This is a genomic window from Streptomyces marispadix, from assembly GCF_022524345.1.
Lineage (GTDB): Bacteria > Actinomycetota > Actinomycetes > Streptomycetales > Streptomycetaceae > Streptomyces > Streptomyces marispadix.
Window position 1 is genome coordinate 1945588 of the sequence record NZ_JAKWJU010000002.1, and the last position, 18808, is coordinate 1964395.

The window sequence follows — 18808 nt, forward strand, 5'->3', positions numbered from 1 at the left end:
CGCCCTCGTCGGCGCCCGCTCCCTCTTCCCCGCTCACGCCTCGACCCCCTGCACCTCGAGCAGGCGACGCATACGGCCCTCGGCGAGCCCCGGGTCGGGGAACAGGCCGAGCCCGTCCGCGAGTTCGTAGGCGCGGGCGAGGTGCGGCAGTGAGCGTGCCGACTGCATGCCGCCGGCCATCACGAAGTGGTCCTGGTGGCCCGCGAGCCATGCGAGGAGCACTACGCCCGTCTTGTAGAAGCGGGTGGGCGCCCGGAACAGATGCCGGGACAGGGCGACGGTGGGGTCCAGTACCGCGCGGAAGCCCTCGGTGTCGCCGGTGTCCAGGCGGCGTACGGCGTCGGCCGCGAGGGGCGCGAGCGGATCGAAGACGCCCAACAGGGCATCGCTGTGGCCGAGTTCGTCGCCCGCGACGAGTCCGGGGTAGTTGAAGTCGTCGCCCGTGTAGCAGCGGACCCCTTCCGGCAGGCGCCGCCGCAGCACCACCTCGCGTTCGGCGTCCAGCAGGGAGACCTTCACGCCGTCGACCTTGCCGGGGTGTTCCTCGATGATCCGCAGGAAGGTCTCCGTGGCGGTGTCGAGGTCGCTGCTGCCCCAGTAGCCCTCCAGAGCGGGGTCGAACATGGACCCCAGCCAGTGCAGTACGACGGGCCGGGCGGTCTGGCGCAGCAGATGCCCGTAGACGTCGAGATAGTCGCCGGGGCCCCGGGCGGTGGCGGCGAGTGCGCGTGAGGCCATCAGCACGGGCTGTGCGCCGCACTTCTCGACCAGCTCGGCCTGTTCCTCGTAGGCGCCGCGCACGGCCGTCAAGTCGTGGGTACCCGGCGGCAGTTGGTCGGTGCCCACGCCGCAGGCGATACGGCCGCCCACGGCTCTTGCCTCGGCGGCGGAGCGCTCGATCAGCTCGGCCGCCGCCCGCCAGTCGAGCCCCATGCCGCGCTGGGCGGTGTCCATGGCCTCGGCCACGCACAGGCCGTACGACCACAGATGGCGCCGGAAGGCGAGTGTGGCGTCCCAGTCGAGCGCCGCGGACCGGCCGCCGGTCTCCCCGCCGGTCCCCTCCGCGTTCGCGCGGAATCTGTCGGCGACGACGTGCGCGGCGGCGAACACCGTGCGGGAGGAGGGCGGCCGGGCGGCGGCGGGCGGCCCCAGGACGGCGTCCGCGGGCTCGGCCCGTGGCCGGTAGGTGCGCAACGCCCCGTTCTCGTCGGGCAGTCGGATCACGAAGTCCCTTCCCATCGTTCGGTGACCGGGTACGGCGGCGTCACGGCGCGAGGCATCACAGCGGCAGACGTCACAGCGGCAGGCGCCAAGGTGACGGGCAGCACGGCGACCAGCGGCACAGCGACGGGCGTCACAGCGACAGCTCCGGTACGGGCAGCCGGCGGCCCTCCGCCGAGGAGCGCAGGCCGAGTTCGGCGAGCTGTACGCCGCGTGCGCCCGCGAGGAGGTCCCACTCGTAGGGCGTGCCGAGCGCGACGTGCCGCAGGAACAGCTCCCACTGGGCCTTGAAGCCGTTGTCGAACTCCCTGTTGTCCGGGACCTCTTGCCACTGCTCGCGGAAGGACTCCGTGGCGGGCAGGTCCGGGTTCCATACGGGTTTGGGGGTGCCGGAGCGGTGCTGGGCGCGGCAGCGGCGGAGCCCGGCGACGGCCGAGCCCTCGGTGCCGTCGACCTGGAACTCCACGAGTTCGTCGCGGTTGACGCGTACCGCCCAGGAGGAGTTGATCTGCGCGACGACGCCGCTTTCGAGTTCGAAGATGCCGTACGCGGAGTCGTCGGCGGTGGCGTCGTAGGGCTGCCCCCGCTCGTCCCAGCGGCGCGGGATGTGGGTGGCGGCGTGCGCCTGTACGGAGGTCACGCGGCCGAACAGGCCGTGCAGCACGTACTCCCAGTGCGGGAACATGTCGACGACGATCCCGCCGCCGTCCTGTGAGCGGTAGTTCCAGGACGGGCGCTGTGCGTCCTGCCAGTCGCCCTCGAAGACCCAGTAGCCGAACTCGCCCCGTACGGACAGCACTCGCCCGAAGAAGCCGCCGTCGACGAGGCGTTTGAGCTTGAGCAGGCCCGGCAGGAACAGCTTGTCCTGTACGACGCCGTGCCGGACGCCCGACTCATGGGCGAGCCGGGCGAGGGCGAGGGCCGCGTCGAGGCCGGTGGCGGTGGGCTTCTCGGTGTAGATGTGCTTGCCCGCGGCGACGGCCTTGCGCAGTGCGGACTCCCGGGCGCTGGTGACCTGGGCGTCGAAGTAGACGTCGATGCTTCCGTCGGTGAGTACGGCGTCGAGGTCGGTGGTCCACTCGTCGAGGCCGTGCCGCTCGGCGATGGCCTTCAGCGCCAGGTCGCGGCGGCCTACGAGCACGGGCTCGGGCCACAGCGCGGTGCCGTCACCGAGGTCGATGCCGCCGCTCTCGCGTATGGCGAGGAGTGAGCGTACGAGGTGCTGGCGGTACCCCATGCGTCCGGTCACGCCGTTCATGGCGATGCGCACGGTTCTGCGTGTCACGTGGTCGTCTCCTTCGGATCCGCGTCATCGGACTGAGCCCGGTCGGGAACTGCGGGCAGCAAGCGCTTTCATTCGTGACAGCTTGCCGCCGTACCGAGGGCTCGACAAGGGCCGGCGGCGGGGACGCCGGGGAGGAGGGGGGTAACCGGGGCGGTGTGCTCCGGGCGGTGCGCCGCGCGGAGTTGCGTGGGCCGCTGCGTACGGCGCCGCGCGCACCGTTCCGGGGGCGGCTCATTCGCCGCGCTCCCGGTGTGTCCGCGAAGTGCTCACGCTTGGTCAGCCTTTCAGCCCGGAGTCGGCCATGCCCTCGGCGAGCAGCCGCTGGAAGGCCGGGAAGAACAGCACGATGGGCGGCGGCGCGAACACCGACATCGCGGACAACGGCCCGTATGCGGACTGACTCGACGTGTCGACGCAGTACGCAACGCCAGTGTGAGTGTGTACTTGTCCGGCTCGAAGAGAAAGATGAGCTGGGTGAAGAAGTCGTTCCATGTCCAGATGAAGGTGAAGATCGCGGTGGCGATCAGTGCGGGCCTGGTCAGAGGGAGGACGACTTCGGAAAGGATGCGGAAGGGCCCCGGTCGGGTCCGCGATCGGCCCCACGATCGGGTCGCGCGTTCGGGTCGCGCGTTCGGGTCGCGCGTTCGGGTCGCGGCGAACTGCCCGGCGGATGTGGGCAGTTCGCGCCGCGCGGGTGTTCGGAGCTACTCGCCCTGGTACGGCAGTGTGACGCCTGGCAGTTCGTATTCGTCGCGGCGCCCGCACATGCCGTAGCCGCCTCTCCGTGTGGGCCCCGACGAGCGGACTCGTGCGGTCGACAGATGTGAGGCGTCACCCGAGGAGAGCGCGACGAGGTGCTGCCCGGTGAGTTCGGCGGCGGCGAGCGCGCCCGCACGCCAACGCCGCTGCCACGCGGCCACTCGGGGGCCGGCGAGGCGGGCTGCGGCGGCGTGGAAGGCATGCAGGGGCCGCAAGTCGCCTTCCCGCACGGCGGCTTGGAGCCTCAGATAGCCGTCGACGGCGAGGTCGCGCCGCTCGCGTGCCGCACGTTCGGCGTCGGGGCCCTCCCTGGCGGGCAGCGACGCGGCCGCGGCATAGGCGTCCGGATCGGCCAGCACCTCGGGCGGGAACGTGAACACCGCGTCGCCCGCCTCGGGCAGTCCGCCGTTCTGCATCAGCACGGTGACGCGCAGGCCGCCGGAGTCGCCACCGTGCCGGACGCCGCCCGCGCAACCGCCGCGCCCGACGCCGCCCGGGCAACCGCCGGGCCCGCGCACCATCCGATGCACCGTCCCCGGCGTGAACCATGCGACGACACCCGGCTCCAGCGCCGTCTCGGTGAAGCCGTCCTCGACGGTCAGCGTCTGCACCGTGCCCTCACCCGCGATGACGACATACGCCTCGGTGCACGCCAGATGGACGTGCGGGCTGCCGCCGCACACGCCGTCCGCCGCCTCCCAGTCGTAGGCGCTGATGTGCGAAAGGCCGATTCCGCCGGGCAGTCGGGCGCTCACCACGGCACCGCCCTCAGCAGCCGCTCGACACCGTCCACGTCCCACGCTCCGTTCGCCACGAGGACGCGGTAGCGGTACGAGAACTTCTCGCCCGGCTGCAGCACGAACTCCTCGAAGAACGCCCAGGAGAACGCGACCGTCGGCACGGGCTCGGAGCGTACGAACCAGTGCGAGGCGTGCACCGAGTCCTCGTTGTCCGGCGCATGCGCGAAGACCAGCGTCGAGTGGGCGTCCACGTCGTCGTGTTCGCCTACGAAGGCGATCCACGGGTACTCCGAGGCGGGCTGCCCCATCAGTTCCTCGTCGGTGCCGGGCCCGGCCGATGAGAGCACCTGGCCGCCGGTGAAGTCGCGGGGACCGCGCCAGTGCAGGCCCGTGTATCCGGCCATCTCCCTGCCGTGAGTGGTGGGCGACCCGAAGTGCAGTGGTTCGCCGCGGATGTTGGTCAGCCGGATCGACCAGTCGACCGCGTACGTACCGGTGCGTGCGTCGGCCGAGTGGAGCGCGACGGTGCGCCGCTCGCGCGCCCACTCCTCTCCGCCGTTCTCCACCCAGGTGAGCAGCTCGGTGAAGTCCAGCCTGTCATCGGACACTTCGAAGGTCTCGAACGCGTCGTGCCGCATGGAGCCGACGAGTTCGTGCCGCGGCAGATAACCCTCGCCGTGCACATACGAGTTGCCGCCCCAGAAGTTCTGGCCCGACAGATGGCTCGCGGTCATCTGGAGACCCTTGTGCCAGCGGTGGTCGTTGGGCCGGTAGCCGGAGACCTGGTTGCCCGCGAGGGTGCGCAGCGGATGTACGTACGGCTTGCGCGACTCGAACGCCACCGGGTCCGGGGCGTAGACATAGGTGAGGAGTTCGGTGCCGTCGGCGGCGACGCGGATGCGCTCGCCGTGCGTGTGCGTGACGGTGACCGGCAGACGTCCGTCGGCGATGCCGCGGTTCGCGATGCCGCGGGAGGGGCGGGGGGCGCTGGACGCGCTCATCGGTGCTCCTTCGGTGCCCAGTCGGGGTGGTCGCCGTGCATGGCCAGGTAGAAGGGGTCCTGCGGTGTGATCTCACCTTTGTGTACAGGAGCGGCCGTGAAGGCCGACTTGTAGAGCGCCGCGAGGAATTCGAGGGTGCGGCGGGCGTCGGGGCCGCTGCCCGGGGGGCGTTCGCCCTGCTCCAACGCGTCCAGGAAACCCCCGAGTTGGGCAGCGTGCGAGCTGGGCACGGCGGCCGCCGGAGTGCGCCAGTGTGTGGTCCGCTCCGGCTGCGTGCGTACATGGGGGGCCGGGGTGTACGCCCAGTCGTCGTTGCCGTAGCCGTAGAGATGCGTCAACTCCACTGTGGCGTCGGTGCAGTCGATGCGAATGCGGCTCACCTCGTCCGGGCTGAGCACGCTGTTGACGACGGTCGCCACGGCGCCGTTCTCGAACCGTACGAGCGCGGTCGAGACGTCCTCGCTCTCGACGTCGTGCACCAGCCTCCCCGCCATGGCGCGTATCTCGCTCCAGTCGCCGAGGAGATGCAGCAGCAGATCCATCTGGTGGATGCCATGACCCATGGTGGGTCCGCCGCCCTCGGTGTCCCAACGGCCGCGCCATGGAACGGAGTAGTAGCCGGAGTCGCGATACCAGGTGGTCTGGCAGTGGGCGACCAGAGGCGCGCCGAGTCGGCCGGAGCGCAGCAGCCCGCGGGCGTGTGCGGCGCCGGAGCCGTAACGGTGCTGGAAGACGACGGAGACATACGGGCCGCCGGAGCCCCTGGAGGCGGAGCCGCCACAGCCGGGGCCGGAAGCGGAACCCGGGCCGTAGCCGGAACCGGCACCGGCACCGGCACCGGCTTCGGCACCAGGAGCGGCTCCGGAGCCAGCGCTGCCGCCGCCCTCCTCCGCCGCGATCGCGTCGTACTCCGCGAGCGAAAGGCACAGCGGCTTCTCGCACAGCACCCACGCCCCGGCGCGCAGTGCGGTGCGTATCTGCCCGGCGTGCAGTGACGGGGGCGTACCGATGAGGACCAGGTCGGGCCGCTCGCCCGCGAGCAACTCATCGATGTCCGGGTAGCCGTTGACGCCGTCACCCGCGAGTTCGAGGAACGCGGCGAGGCGCCGGTCGTCGACGTCGGCCGCGCCGACGAGCCGCACCCGCCCGGCATGGGCGCGCAGCGCCTGGAGATGGCTTCCGGAGACTACGCCGCCGGTTCCGACGACAGCCGCGCGTACGGGAGTTTGATCGACTGGCATACAGCAGTGGCTCCAACCGCCGCTAGAAAGCGCTTGCCGCCCGAGGACACTAAGGCTGCTTGATATGACAGGACAAGACCCGTGCACCGACGGGCGGTTACGCCCCGCCCAAAACCGGCCGGGGAACCGGTTGCGGTAACCAAAGGACACGCGGAGTGAGAACATGGGCGCGCCGGGCGACCGGCGAGCACGGCAGTGCCGCGTGCGCTGCACTGATGCACCTTCGCGCCGACTGTGCCGGCGCACCACGGACTTGAGCACGACGACCGCCGGACGGCGGACCCGAAGACATGACGGCTGACTGTGGACAACGGAGGACTGGATGGCAGTGACTCTGGCCGATGTGGCGACGCGAGCAGGGGTCTCGGCAGCGACCGTCTCGCGCGTGCTGAGCGGCAACTACCCCGTCGCGGGCGCCACTCGGACGCGGGTGATGCGCGCGGTCGAGGAGCTCCAGTACGTCGTCAACGGCCCGGCCAGCGCACTCGCGGCGGCCACCTCCGACCTCGTCGGCGTGCTCGTCAACGACATCGCCGACCCCTTCTTCGGCATCATCGCGAGCGCCGTGCAGAGCGAGATGGGCACCGGCGCCCCCGGCACGGGCCAGCAGAAGCTCGCCGTGGTCTGCAACACCGGCGGCTCCACCGAGAGCGAACTGACCTACCTCACACATCTTCAGCGGCAGCGCGCCGCCGCGGTCGTGCTGACGGGCAGCGGCGTCGAGGACGAGAAGCACGGCGCGGCACTGGCCAGCAGGCTGCGCCGGCTGGCGGCCGGCGGCACACGCATCGTGCTGTGCGGACGCCCGCCGCTCGCGCCGCCCGAGCAGAAGCCGCAGCACAAGGACGCCGAGCACAAGGACGTCCAGCACAGGCACCACGGGGAGCGCCAGGCCAGGAGCGGGCGCGGCAAGGAGCGCCGGGAGACGCTGGAGGACCAGGCTCCGGGCCCGCGTGACGACGAGCACCAGGCCTCCGACACCGGGGACGGCATAGTCACGATCGCCTTCGACAACCGCGGAGGCAGCCGCCGCCTGACCGAGCATCTGCTCTCGCTGGGCCACCGCAGCATCGGCTATGTGACCGGCCCCGCCGACCGCACCACGACCCGCGACCGGCTGGAGGGCCATCGGCTCGCGCTGCGCGCCGGTGCGCCCGAACTACTCGCCCAGGCCGAGCAGTTCACCGTCCACGGCGGCGCGTACGACCGTTCCTCCGGCTACGACGGCGCCCTCGAACTGCTGCGCCGCGTGCCCGATCTGACGGCCGTGCTCGCCGCGAACGACACCGTGGCGCTCGGCATCTGCGCCGCGCTGCGCGACCAGGGCCTGCGCATCCCAGAGGACGTGTCCGTCGCCGGTTTCGACGATCTGCCCTTCAGCGCCGACGCCTGTCCCACGCTCACCACCGTACGGATTCCCCTGCACGACGCGGGCGCTCGTGCCGGGCGGCTCGCCCTCGGGCGTGAGACGCCTCCGCCTGGCGGGGTCGCGACCGTACGCACCGAACTGATGGCCCGCGGCTCTACGGCACCGCCCTCGGGAAGCCGCAACTGAGCCTCGGGGGACGGGAGTCGGGGCCCGCCGCGGGTGGGGGCGCAGAGGCCGAGCCGGGGACTCGGGGCGCCGGGGGCTTGGAGCCGGGGTCTGGAGGCCGGAGGGCCAGGGGGTTGAACGCCGGGGGCCGGGGCCGGGGAGCTGGCCGACCGGGGCTGGGGCCGACGTGGCCAGGGAACGTGGCCAGGGAACGGCAAACGGACGTGTGCCGCCCGCCACTGCTCATACCGGCGGCCCGCCGAGCGCTCACACCCTGGTGCGGGGCACGGCCGATCAGTTGACGCCCGATGCTTGTACGAGCACAGGGGCATCTGGTCCGCTGTGCTCATGCGACTCGCCTTCTCCACCCTCGGCATCCCCTCCCTTCCGGTTCCCGAAGCCGTACGTCTCGCCGCGGACTCCGGTTTCGAGGGCCTGGAACTGCCCGGAACTGCGCGCCCATCCGGAGGAGCCCGTGCACACGGGCCTCACGCTGCCCGAACGCGTCGACGTCGTGGAGGAGTTCAAGTCGGCAGGCGTGGAGGTCCTGGCGGTCGCCGGGTACCCGAAGATCGCCTCCCCCGGCGACGACGACGCCGTACTGACCGACGTACAGGAACTGCTCGAACTGGCACGGGACTTGGGCGCCTCGTTCGTGCGGGTCTTCCCCGGCGGAGGCGACGCCGGACAGGAGGAGGCGGACGCCACGGCCGCCCGGCGGCTCGCCGCGCTGGCGCCCCTCGCGGCCGACCTGGGGGTGCGGCTGCTGCTGGAGACCCATGACTCGCACTCCACCGGCGAGGACGCCGCGCGGGTGCTCGCCGCCGTCGGGCATGCCTCGGCAGGTGCGCTCTGGGACGTGATGCACACCTGGCGCGCCGGTGAGGACCCGGGCACCAGCCACCGTCTCCTCGCCCCGTTCCTGGGCTATGTGCAGGTCAAGGACATCGCCTCGGCGGAGGACACCACGCCGCTGCCGCCCGGCGAGGGCGTGCTGCCGCTGCGCGAGGTGGTGCGCCTGCTGACGCACGCGGGCGACGCCAAGGACCCCATCGGGGCCGTGGGAAGCGGAGGAAGCGTCGCGGCGGGCGCACGGTCCGACCCGTCGCGCGGCTGGCTGTGCTGGGAGTACGAGAAGCGCTGGTATCCGCAGGCACGGGAGCTTCCCGCCCTGCTGCCCGGCGTGGGGAGGCACCTGCGGAGCCTGATGTCCGAGGAGTGACGGCGGGCCTCGCCGGACCCCTCACCGCGAGAACGGACGACGGTGCCCGGCCGGGCGAACGTGCCCCGGCCGGGCACCGGTCGTATGAGCGGGTGGATCGAGGCGGTATCGCCACAGCCCTACGGCCGCAGCATCCGCTCCTCCTTGGCAGGACGGTCCAGGTCCGCGTCGTACTTCGTGAGCCGCTTCGGCTGTACGCCCTCAGCGGGCTCGACACCGGCCCACTTCAGCAGCGAACGCGTCGCCGCCTCCTTGTCCTTCTTGCTCAGCAGGGCGATGCTCGCACCGTGGTTGGCGCCGGGCGCCTTGTAGACGTGCGCCTCCTCGGTGCCCTTGCCGACGCTGAACGGCTCGGCGCTCCACGGGTCGTTCTGCCCGTTGACGAAGAGCATCTGCGACGACTCGGTGCGCACCCACTTGTCGACGTCCTTCATCGCCTTGGCGTCGAACTTCATGGGGATGTCCCTCGGCACGTATGTGCGCGGCTTGTTGAGCCCCGGGTACTTCCGCACGTCGTCCAGCAGCGGCGACTCGTAGTCGGGCGAGCCCATCTGCGTACCGGCCTGGTAGTAGTACGGCGTGTACGGCAGCATGCCCTGGTCGGCTCCGGCCTCCCAGCCGCCGATCTCGTTTGCCCAGTCCCACAGTTCCTGTGTCTTGGCCTTCGTGGAGGGCACCTTGTCGCACTCCTCGGGCTCCAGGTGGTACTGCCAGAAGCCCCACACCAGGTCCTGCGCGACGAGTTCGAACGCCTTGTCCGCGCTGCCGGCCAGCTTGAAGGTGTAACCCTCCTTCTTCGCCAGCGCCTTGAGCTTCTTCACCATCTCGCCGCGGCGGTCGAAGATCTCGTGCTGGGTGGCGTTGAGACGGTCGCGGCACTTCTTGGAGCCGACCTTCTCGAAGAAGTCGTAGTACGCGGAATCCTCGTCGTTGTTCACGTCGTTGGGCGCGACGTAGGCGACGGTTCCGTCCATGTCCTTGGGGAAGAAGCGGCGGTAGTACGTCGCCGTCATTCCGCCCTTGCTGCCGCCCGTGGAGATCCAGCGCTCGCCGTAGATCTTGTTCAGCGCCTTGAAGATGCGGTGCTGGTCGCTGGCGGCCTGCCAGATGTCGAGCTTCGACCAGTCGGCCGGATCGGGCCGCGACGGCGAGAAGAACCGGTACTCCATGGAGACCTGGTTGCCGTCGGTCATCTGCGTCGGCTCGCTGCGCCTGGGCTCTTCGTTCAGGTCGTAGCCGGAGGTGAAGAAGACGGTGGGCCGGTCGTCGGCCTTGTGCAGCAGGGAGATCCGCTGCTTGAAGGTCCCCTTCTCGGGGTGCCTGTGGTCCACCGGCTGTTCGTAGTTGAGGAGGAAGAAGCGGTAGCCGTCGACCTTCTTCTCCTCGATGAAGCTCATCCCCTTGATCGCGAGGATGCGGTCCTTGATGTCGGTGTCGGCTGCTGTGGCGGCCGACATCGACGCTCCGCCGGCGCCCGCGGTGCCTATCAGCACCGCCAGCGACAGCGTCCATCTGAGCGTTCTTCGCATGCGCTCTCCCCTGGGTCCGTCAAAGGTCGCAGTGAACCTACCGGCAGGGATGCCGCACCGCCAGATCTGTCGCCCCTGCACGAGATGTCGCATGCGTTACACCCCCCGCCCGGCGGACGGCTTCGCCGGGCGGGGCACGTGTGCCGCTCTGCCCTAGGCTGCGGGCCATGACCGATCGCCGTCCCCAGCCTGCTCCCCTGGTCACCGGACCGCGCGAGATGGCCCTGCTCTCCTTCCACGACGCCCGCGAACGGCCCGAGGACGCCCGCTACGAGGACGAGCCCATGGGCTATGTGCTGGTCGTGCTGCGCCACCGGGGGCGGGTGCTGATGGTCTACGAGCGGGAGCGCGAGTGCTGGGAGCTGCCCGGCGGCGGCATCGAGCCCGGCGAGACGCCGCGCGACGCGGCCGTAAGGGAACTGCGGGAGGAGACGGGCCAGTTGCTGGAGCCGGAGGCACTGCGGTTCGTCGGCCGTACGTGTACGTCGCTGGGCGCGTCCCGTCGGGTCCTCTACGGCGGCGTGTTCGCGGCGGAAACCGACAGCCCGCGTGTCTTCGCGCCCAACAGCGAGGTCTCGGCGGTGCATTGGCGGCAGGGCGTGGAGCCGCTGCCGGGCGGCGGCATGGTGCAGACGGTCGACGAGTACATCGTGGAGCTGTGCGGGGAGTGAGCGCCCGGCCCGGTCACCCGCTCCCCCGGGCCGGTGCCCCCGTCACTCCGTGACCCTCAACTCCTCGATGCCCACGGGCTTTTCGGCGTCCTTCGCCGTCACCGAGACCCTCACGTGGCGGAACGGCCTGCGGTCGTCGGCGGGACGCCAGTGCCTGCCGTCCTGGGACACCTCGATGCGGTGGCTCGCGGGCTTCCCGTACCACTGCGGGTCGATGTCGCCGCCCTCGACGGTGCGTGAGAGGCGCACGGTGAGCGATCCCTTCCTGCCGTCGGGCGCCCACGACGTCGCCGAGTTGCCGTCGACGGCGGCGCCCGCGTACATGCCGGAATCCTCGGAGTCGGCCTTGGCGATGCGGCACCGCGCCAGGTTCCGCGTCGGCTCCAGATCGGGGCGGCGGGTCTTGAGCACTGCGGGCGCCTCACGGCTGACGACCTGCTCGCCCTGCGGCGTCTCCAGCGTGAAGGGCTCGCCGCTGGTGAGCCGGACCGTGGTCCGCTCGGAGCGCGACTCGACGTCGTACGTACGGCCTTGCCAGCGCTGGCCCTTGAGCGTGACGCCATGGGCGAGCTGTGGCGGCAGCATCGGGTCGAGCCTCAGCTTCCCCTCGCGCAGCCGCTGACCGGTCAGGCCGTGGGTGAAGACCTGGAGGAAGCCGCCCTTGCCGGTGACGAAGTCCTGCGCGGGCTGCCCGGAGTGCGGGTCGCCCGCACCGGCCTTGGTGCCTCGTGCCTCGGAGAACAGCGCGAACGGGCTGCGCATGAACGGCTCCACGGAACGCCTGAGATACGTGTACGCGGAGCAGCCCGGCTCGTCGTTCTGCGCCGCGTCGACGGCGTGCACGGAGTCGGTCATCGCGGGTCCGTCGGGGTCGCTGCGGGCCGCGTAGTAGTCGAGGGTGCGGCGGGCGTCGCCCTTGGACATCGGCCATTCGAGGGGGTATTGGAGCAGCACGGTGTCGGCCTGCTTGATGGTGGAGCCGTCGTATCCGTCGTACTGCTCGAAGACCTTGTTCTTCTTGTCGTAGGGGATGCGCAGCTTCCCGGCGATACGCGTCCAGGCCGCCGGTGCCCGCTCGCCGAGGAGGCGGGCGGCGCGGGCGGCCCGGCGCAGGGAGGTGGCGGCGCCGGCATTGGTGAAGACGCCGTCGTCGACTCCGTTGCTGTACTCGTCGGGCCCGGCGACGTTCTTCACGGAGTAGCTGCCGTCGGCGTTCTCGTGCACTCGGGAGGCCCAGAACTCGGCGATGCCCTTGAGCAGCGGCCAGCCGCGGGTGCGCAGCCATTCCTTGTCGTCCGTCGCCAGGTAGTACTGCCAGGCCGCGAGGGCGATGTCGCTCTGGAGGTGGTTCTGGGTGCGGCAGTGCGGCGGGTCCCAGCTATGGCACTCCTTCCACAGGTCGCCGTCCCTGCCGGTGTTCCAGCCGTAGAAGAGCCCGTGGTAGCCGAGCTTGCGGGCGTTGGCGCGGGCGCCCGCGAGGGTGCGGTAGCGGTAGTCGAGAACGGACTTCGCCAGGTCGGGGTGGCCGGAGAGCAGGCCCGGATACATCCAGGTCTCTGCGTCCCAGAAGATCTCCCCGGCGTAGTTGTCGCTGGTGAGTCCGGCGGGGGCGATGCTGTCGTCGCTGCCGCGCCGGGTGCTCGCCAGCAGCCCGTACTGCGAGGAGCGCAGCCATCTTTGAAGCCCGGGGCGTCCGGGGACGAGGACGTCGCTGCGCCACAGCCGCTTCCAGGCGGCGGTGTGTGCCGAGTGTGTGCGCTCCCAGCCTCGTGCGGCGGCTCGGCGGGAGGCGGCGAGGGCGCTGCGTTCCGGGTCACGGGAGGTGTGTGCGGTGTCCACGCCCACGTACTTGGTGAACTCGTACGTCCTGCCACGCCGGGCGTCGAAGGTGAGGTGCTGCTTGGCCGTCAGCTTCCGTGCGGGCGCCGCCCTGTGTTCGTTCGCAGTACGAACTCCCGGGCCGCTGTGCAGAGTCGAGGCGACGGCTCCGGAGACGTGTGTGCCGTGGGTGCGGAAGGCGACGTCCATGGTGCGGTCGCCGTGGGCTCCGCCGCCGGTCTGGGAGACGCGGCGCGCTCCGCGGCCGTCGAGGACGTCGGTGACTCGGGCCTGGCCGCTCCAGTGCGGGCGCATCGTGACGCGTACGGCGCCGGAGTGCCGGTGGTTGCGGTCTGCGAGCACCTCGTAGGCGAGGTCGGTCGCGCGTCCGTCGCGTGCGGTCCAGGTGAGCGAGGTGCGTACCACGCCGCGGCGCATGTCGAGGGACTGCTCGTAGTGGGAGATGCGGCGCACGGGGGTGCCGGAGGAGAAGGTCTCGCCGGACGCGCCGCGGGTGGCGACGTTCAGCGTGGTCCAGGTGGGCAGGGCGGCCAGTGCCTGCTTGTTCTTGGCCGTCTTCTGGTTGTTGGCGTAGAGCCCCGCCACGAACGAGCCGTCGTAGCGGGGCGTGTACAGCGGCCAGCCGGACTTCTCACCTCCGGCGCTGTAACCCGAACCGGAGGGCGCGATGCGCTGGCCGAGGTAGCCGTTGCCGACGTAGGCGCGGTAGCTGCCGTCGGGTTCGGGGCGCCGCGAGGTGAGGACCCAGCCGTCCCGACGGTCGTGGCCCGGGGAGGCGGCGTCGGGCCCGTCTGCCCCCGGCGGGGCGGCGGCCGACGCCTGCGGCACGGCGGCCACGAGGGTCAATGCGAGCAGCGGCGGTGCCAGTCGGGCATGACGTCGGTGGGGTCTCAGCATGCAGCGAAGCTAGGGTCGTGAATACGCACAGTCAACGCTGCGCGCTCTCCGTCAGACCTTTGAGCTGCGGACTCCGTCCTTTCGCAGTCCGGGCGGGTCTGCGGAGCCATTCGGGCTCGTGCTCGCACCAGTGGCCTCGCCCGTACCCGTGCCGCCCGCGAAGGTGTGCCACAGGCGTGCGTACTTCCCGCCCCGAGCGAGGAGTTCGCCGTGCGTGCCGTCCTCCGCGATGCGTCCGTGATCCATGACGACGATCCTGTCGGCGCGCGCCGCCGTGGTGAGCCGGTGGGCGACGACGAGCGTGGTGCGCCGGCCCGAGAGCCGGTCCGTCGCCTGGTTCACCAGCGACTCCGTCGCCAGGTCCAGCGCCGCCGTCGCCTCGTCGAGGAGCAGGATGTCCGGGTCGACCAGTTCGGCGCGTGCGAGCGCGACGAGCTGCCGCTGGCCCGCGGAGAGGTTGCGGCCGCGCTCGGCCACGGGATGCAGATAGCCGCCGCTGAGCGTCGCGATCATCTCGTGAGCGCCGACCGCCCTGGCCGCGGCCTCCACCTCCGCGTCGGTCGCGTCGCTGCGCCCGTAGGCGATGGCGTCGCGGACCGTGCCGGGGAAGAGATACGGCTCCTGCGGCACGACCCCCAACCGGTGCCGGTACGCGGGCAGATCGAGGGTGCGCAGGTCCGCGCCGTCGACGAGCACCGCTCCCTCCGTCGGGTCGTAGAACCGCGCCACCAGCTTCACGAGCGTGGACTTGCCCGCGCCCGTCTCACCGACGAACGCGACGGTCTGCCCGGCCGGTACGGTCAGCTCGATGCCCGAGAGCGCCTCCTCCTCGTGCCTGCCGCCGTCGGCGGTGGCGTAGCGGAAGTGGACGTCCTCGAAGGTGATCTCGCCGCGCAGCGTGCCGGGGTCCACGGGAGCGGCGGGCGCCGGTGTCGTGGTCTCCTCGCGCAGCAACTGCTGTATGCGGCCGAGCGCCACGGACGCCTGCTGGTATCCGTCGAAGACCTGCGAGAGCTGCTGAACGGGCGAGAAGAACAGCTCGATGTAGAGGAGGTAGGCGACGAGCCCGCCCGCGGTGAGCGTCCCCGCATCGACACGTCCGGCCCCTACGACCAGCACCCCGGCGGTGGCCAGCGAGGCGAGGAGCTGCACGAACGGGAAGTAGACCGAGATCAGCCACTGGCCGCGCACCCGCGCCTGCCGGTAGCCGTCGCTGCGTTCGGTGAACCGCGCGGTGCCCCGCGCCTCCCGCCGGAACGCCTGCACCATGCGCAGGCCCGCGACGGACTCCTGAAGGTCGGCGTTGACGACGCTGACGCGCTCACGTGCCAGTTCGTACGCCCGGACGCTGTGCCTGCGGAAGTAGACCGTGCCGACGATCAGCACCGGCAGCGTCGCGAAGACGACCAGGGCGAGCTGCACGTCGAGCACGAACAGCGCGACGAGGATGCCGAGGAAGGTGAAGACGGAGACGACGGCCGTGACGAGCCCGGTCTGGAGGAACGTCGACAGCGCGTCCACGTCGGTCGTCATCCGGGTCATGACCGCACCGGCCAAGTGGCGTTCGTAGTAGTCGAGTCCGAGGCGCTGGAGCTGGGCGAAGATCTTCACGCGCAGCGCGTACAGCACGCGCTCGCCGGTGCGTCCCGTCAGCCGCATCGACGCGTACTGGGCCGCCCACTGGCCCGACACCACGGCGAGCGCCACCGCCGAGGCCGTCCACACCGCGCCGAGGGCCGCCTTCTGGACGCCGTCGTCGATGCCGTCGCGGATCAGTACGGGCAGCGCCAGCCCGAACGCGGCGTCGAGCGCAGCGAAGAGCAGCGCGACGGCGAGCGCGGCACCGAAGCCGTGCAGCAGCCTGCGCAGCCCGTAGGACTCCTCGGGACGCTCGGCGCTCTCCTCGTCGACCTCGGGTACGTCCTCGGCGGGCGGCAACGCGGCCACGCGGGCGAGGAGTTCGGGGCTGCCGGGCATGGCGGCCAGCTCGGCGGCGAAGCCTCCGGGACGTCCGGCCTGTGCTCCGGCAATGTCTCCGCGGCCGGTGGAGGGGAGGCCGCCGGACGGGGAGCCGTTCTCACGTATCCACAACTCGGGGGTGACGGCGGGCTCTTGGGTGTCGGGCACGGTCTCCGTGACGGCGGCTGTCCCGGCGGAAGCCGCCGCGCGCTCGGGGGCGTCGCCCGGCCCGCCGCCCGCCGCCGCCAGCCCGGCCGGGTCGCGCTCGACCTCGCCCAGCTCGTCGGGGTCGGTCAGCAGCCTGCGGTACAGCGCGCAGCGCTCGTTCAGCTCCTCGTGCGTGCCGACGTCGGCGAGGCGCCCCCGGTCCAGTACGGCGATGCGGTCGGCGAGCGCCAGCGTGGACTGCCGGTGGGCGATCAGCAGCGTCGTACGGCCCTCCATCACGCTGCGCAGCGCCTCGTGTATCTCGTACTCGACATGCGCGTCCACGGCGGACGTCGCGTCGTCCAGGAGCAGCAGCCGCGGATCGGTCAGTACGGCACGGGCCAGGGCGATGCGCTGGCGCTGCCCGCCGGAGAGGGTCAGGCCCTGTTCGCCCACCTCGGTGTCGTAGCCGTCGGGCAGCTCCTCGATGAAGCCGTCGGCCTGTGCGACGCGTGCTGCGGCGCGGACCTGCTCGTCGGTCGCGTCGGGTGCGCCGTAGGCGATGTTCTCCTGTACGGAGTCGGAGAAGAGAAAGCTGTTCTCCGGTACGAGGCCGATCGCGGAGCGGAGGGAGGCGAGCGTCAGATCCCGCACGTCGTGCCCGCCGACGCGTACGGCACCGCTCGTCACGTCGTAGTAGCGGGGCAGCAGCATGGCCAGGGTGGATTTCCCGCTGCCGCTGGAACCCACGACGGCGACGGTCTCGCCCGGCTCGACCCGCAGCCGGAACCCGTCGAGGACGGTCCCCCGCGCTCCCGCCTCGTCCGGCCGCTCGTATCCGAAGCCGACGTCGTCGAACTCCACGGACGCCTCCGCGTCGGCAGGCAGCTCCCTCGCGTCGGGCCGTTCGCTCATCTGCGGCTCGGTGTCGATGAGTTCGTAGACCCGCTCGACGCCGGCGCGTGCCTGCTGCCCGACCGTCAGCATCATCGCCAGCATCCTCACGGGCCCGACGAGCTGCGCGAGATACGTGGAGAACGCGACGAACGTGCCGAGGGTGATCTCCCCCCGCGTCGCCATCCAGCCGCCCAGCGCCAGCATCCCGACCTGGCCCAGCGAGGGCACGCTCTGGAGGGCGGGCGTATAGCGGGAGTTGAGACGCACGGTGCGCAGCCGGGCGGCGAACAGTTCGCGGCTGATGTCCCTCAGCTTGCCCTTCTCCTGCTCCTCCTGCCCGAAGCCCTTCACCACGCGCACCCCGGTCACCGCTCCGTCGACGACGGAGGCCACGGCTCCGGCCTGCTGCTGTGCGTACCAGGTCGCGGGGAAGAGACGGGTGCGGCTGAGATTGGCGATCCACCACAGCGCGGGGAAGACGGCGAGCGAGACGAGGGTGAGCATCGGGGAGAGCACCACCATCACGACGAGCGCGACGGCGAAGAGCAGCACGTTGCCGATCATCATCGGCAGCATGAACAGCAGGCTCTGCACGAGCTGGAGGTCGCTCGTCCCGCGTCCCACGACCTGTCCGGTCGACAGCTCGTCCTGGCTGCGCCCGTCGAGGCGGATGATCGCGCGGTACATCTCGGTACGCAGATCGTGCTGGACGTCGAGGGCGAGCCGCCCGCCGTAGTAGCGCCGCAGGTAGGTGAGGACGTAGACGGCCGCCGCCGCGAGCAGCAGCAGACCGATCCACAGGCCGAGGCCGCCTTCGTCGCCGACGACGACGTCGTCCACGATCACCTTGGTGAGCAGAGGTACGAGCGCCATGACGCCCATGCCGGCGAGCGAGGCGCCGACGGCCAGCACCACGGCCCGCTTGTAGCGCCAGCAGTACGCCGCGAGGCGCCGGGCCCAGCCCTGAGCGGGGCGCGGCCGGTCGTCGGCACCGGAGGACGCGGCGTCAGCGGCGTCCGCCCGCCGGGGCCCGATCGGCCGGTCCTGCCCGGTGCGCGGGTCCTGCCCGTTCCGCTGGTCCTGCCCGTCCCCCGATTCGCCGGCCGCTTCCGTCTGCGTGCCCGTCCCCGTCGCCACCTGGTGTCCTCGCTTCCCGTACCGCCGCCGCACTCCGTGCGCGGGGACGTGTCCGTGCGCTTCCGCCGATGGCTCCAACGTCGCAGGGTTCGGTATTTCATCCCACCGCAGCGATTCGCGGGGAAGTCCGGACTTCCGTCCTAGGTCCCTCCCAGGTCTGCCCTGGGTCACGTCCTAGGTCTCGTCCTAGGTCTGTTCTGGGTCTGCTCTGGGTCTCGCGGCGCGGGGCACGGGCACGGGCACGGGCACGGGAGGCATAGCGCGGAAGCGAGGTGGCCGCCACGGAAAAGACAAACCGGGGCGGCCCGGAGAGCGGGGGGCTCTCCCGACCGCCCCGGCGGGGACGTCCATGGAATGCTGACAGGTGGCACCCCCCACAGGGCCAGCGCTGTCGCTCGTCATGTGTCGTCCCCATCCCGCGGGACCGCAGTGGGAAGTCTGTCGTGAACTTTCACGAGATGCACATCGACCGACCAAATTCAGTAACGTTTTGTGTTAAACCACATTCGCACAGTTACCGCTTACTGTCTGTGAGTGCGGTCACACTCACCGCTTCCACCAGCCACCTTCTCATGGGCCGCGACCTCCTCACCAAGCACGGTGTGCGAGCAAGCGCATACACACCGTTCCCAAGACGGCTGGAAACAGCCCCATGTGCGTCTCTCGAACCACTTGTCGAGCCGGTTTCCGTCGCGCCCCCGGCCGGAAGGAGTCGGTCCGCTTCCTGTT

Annotated in this window: 10 protein-coding genes and 2 pseudogenes; 3 read left to right on the forward strand and 9 right to left on the reverse strand. The window is 71.1% G+C overall.

Features of this window, described 5'->3' with window-relative positions; all coding sequences use genetic code 11:
* Positions 1 to 33: 33 nt before the first annotated feature.
* The 6 genes and pseudogenes from MMA15_RS08300 to MMA15_RS08325 all read right to left on the reverse strand — a co-directional run bounded on the left by MMA15_RS08300 (position 34) and on the right by MMA15_RS08325 (position 6247).
* Positions 34 to 1239 carry a dihydrodipicolinate synthase family protein gene (locus MMA15_RS08300; RefSeq protein ID WP_372498207.1) on the reverse strand — a complete coding sequence of 402 codons (1206 nt, stop codon included), beginning with the start codon at positions 1237 to 1239 and terminating at the stop codon, positions 34 to 36.
* A 115-nt stretch (positions 1240 to 1354) separates the two neighbouring features.
* Positions 1355 to 2506, reverse strand: coding sequence for a Gfo/Idh/MocA family protein (locus MMA15_RS08305; RefSeq protein WP_241058492.1), 1152 nt, complete (start codon positions 2504 to 2506; stop codon positions 1355 to 1357).
* 276 nt (positions 2507 to 2782) lie between these two features.
* A pseudogene (locus tag MMA15_RS08310) lies at positions 2783 to 3084 on the reverse strand (ABC transporter permease family protein); the annotation flags it as partial.
* Positions 3085 to 3210: 126 nt separating this feature from the next.
* Entirely contained in the window at positions 3211 to 4020 is an 810-nt protein-coding gene (locus tag MMA15_RS08315) for a cupin domain-containing protein (protein WP_241058493.1), read from the reverse strand.
* The gene (locus MMA15_RS08320; protein WP_241063083.1) at positions 4017 to 4940 is read right to left on the reverse strand and encodes a DUF6807 domain-containing protein; all 924 of its coding nucleotides are present in this window, start codon (positions 4938 to 4940) and stop codon (positions 4017 to 4019) included. The genes MMA15_RS08315 and MMA15_RS08320 overlap by 4 nt, the downstream gene beginning before the upstream one ends.
* A 62-nt stretch (positions 4941 to 5002) precedes the next feature.
* Positions 5003 to 6247, reverse strand: coding sequence for a Gfo/Idh/MocA family protein (locus tag MMA15_RS08325; RefSeq protein ID WP_241058494.1), 1245 nt, complete (start codon positions 6245 to 6247; stop codon positions 5003 to 5005).
* A 322-nt stretch (positions 6248 to 6569) separates the two neighbouring features.
* On the opposite strand from MMA15_RS08325, the gene MMA15_RS08330 reads away from it, so the two are divergent.
* Complete coding sequence (locus MMA15_RS08330; RefSeq protein ID WP_241058495.1) at positions 6570 to 7802, forward strand: LacI family DNA-binding transcriptional regulator; 1233 nt, start codon at positions 6570 to 6572, stop codon at positions 7800 to 7802.
* Between the two features lie 327 nt (positions 7803 to 8129).
* A pseudogene (locus MMA15_RS08335) lies at positions 8130 to 9003 on the forward strand (sugar phosphate isomerase/epimerase family protein).
* 119 nt (positions 9004 to 9122) lie between these two features.
* On the opposite strand, the gene MMA15_RS08340 reads toward MMA15_RS08335, so the two are convergent.
* Entirely contained in the window at positions 9123 to 10532 is a 1410-nt protein-coding gene (locus MMA15_RS08340; protein ID WP_241058496.1) for a S28 family serine protease, read from the reverse strand.
* Positions 10533 to 10699: 167 nt separating this feature from the next.
* Here MMA15_RS08340 and MMA15_RS08345 point away from each other — a divergent pair, with 167 nt between their 5' ends.
* On the forward strand, positions 10700 to 11203 hold the full coding sequence (locus MMA15_RS08345; protein ID WP_241058497.1) for an NUDIX hydrolase: 504 nt from the start codon (positions 10700 to 10702) through the stop codon (positions 11201 to 11203).
* A gap of 42 nt (positions 11204 to 11245) precedes the next feature.
* Here MMA15_RS08345 and MMA15_RS08350 read toward each other — a convergent pair whose 3' ends face one another.
* Positions 11246 to 13939, reverse strand: coding sequence for a glycosyl hydrolase family 65 domain-containing protein (locus MMA15_RS08350; RefSeq protein WP_241058498.1), 2694 nt, complete (start codon positions 13937 to 13939; stop codon positions 11246 to 11248).
* Positions 13940 to 13990: 51 nt separating this feature from the next.
* Positions 13991 to 17857 carry an ABC transporter ATP-binding protein gene (locus tag MMA15_RS08355; RefSeq protein ID WP_241063084.1) on the reverse strand — a complete coding sequence of 1289 codons (3867 nt, stop codon included), beginning with the start codon at positions 17855 to 17857 and terminating at the stop codon, positions 13991 to 13993.
* Positions 17858 to 18808: the final 951 nt, after the last annotated feature.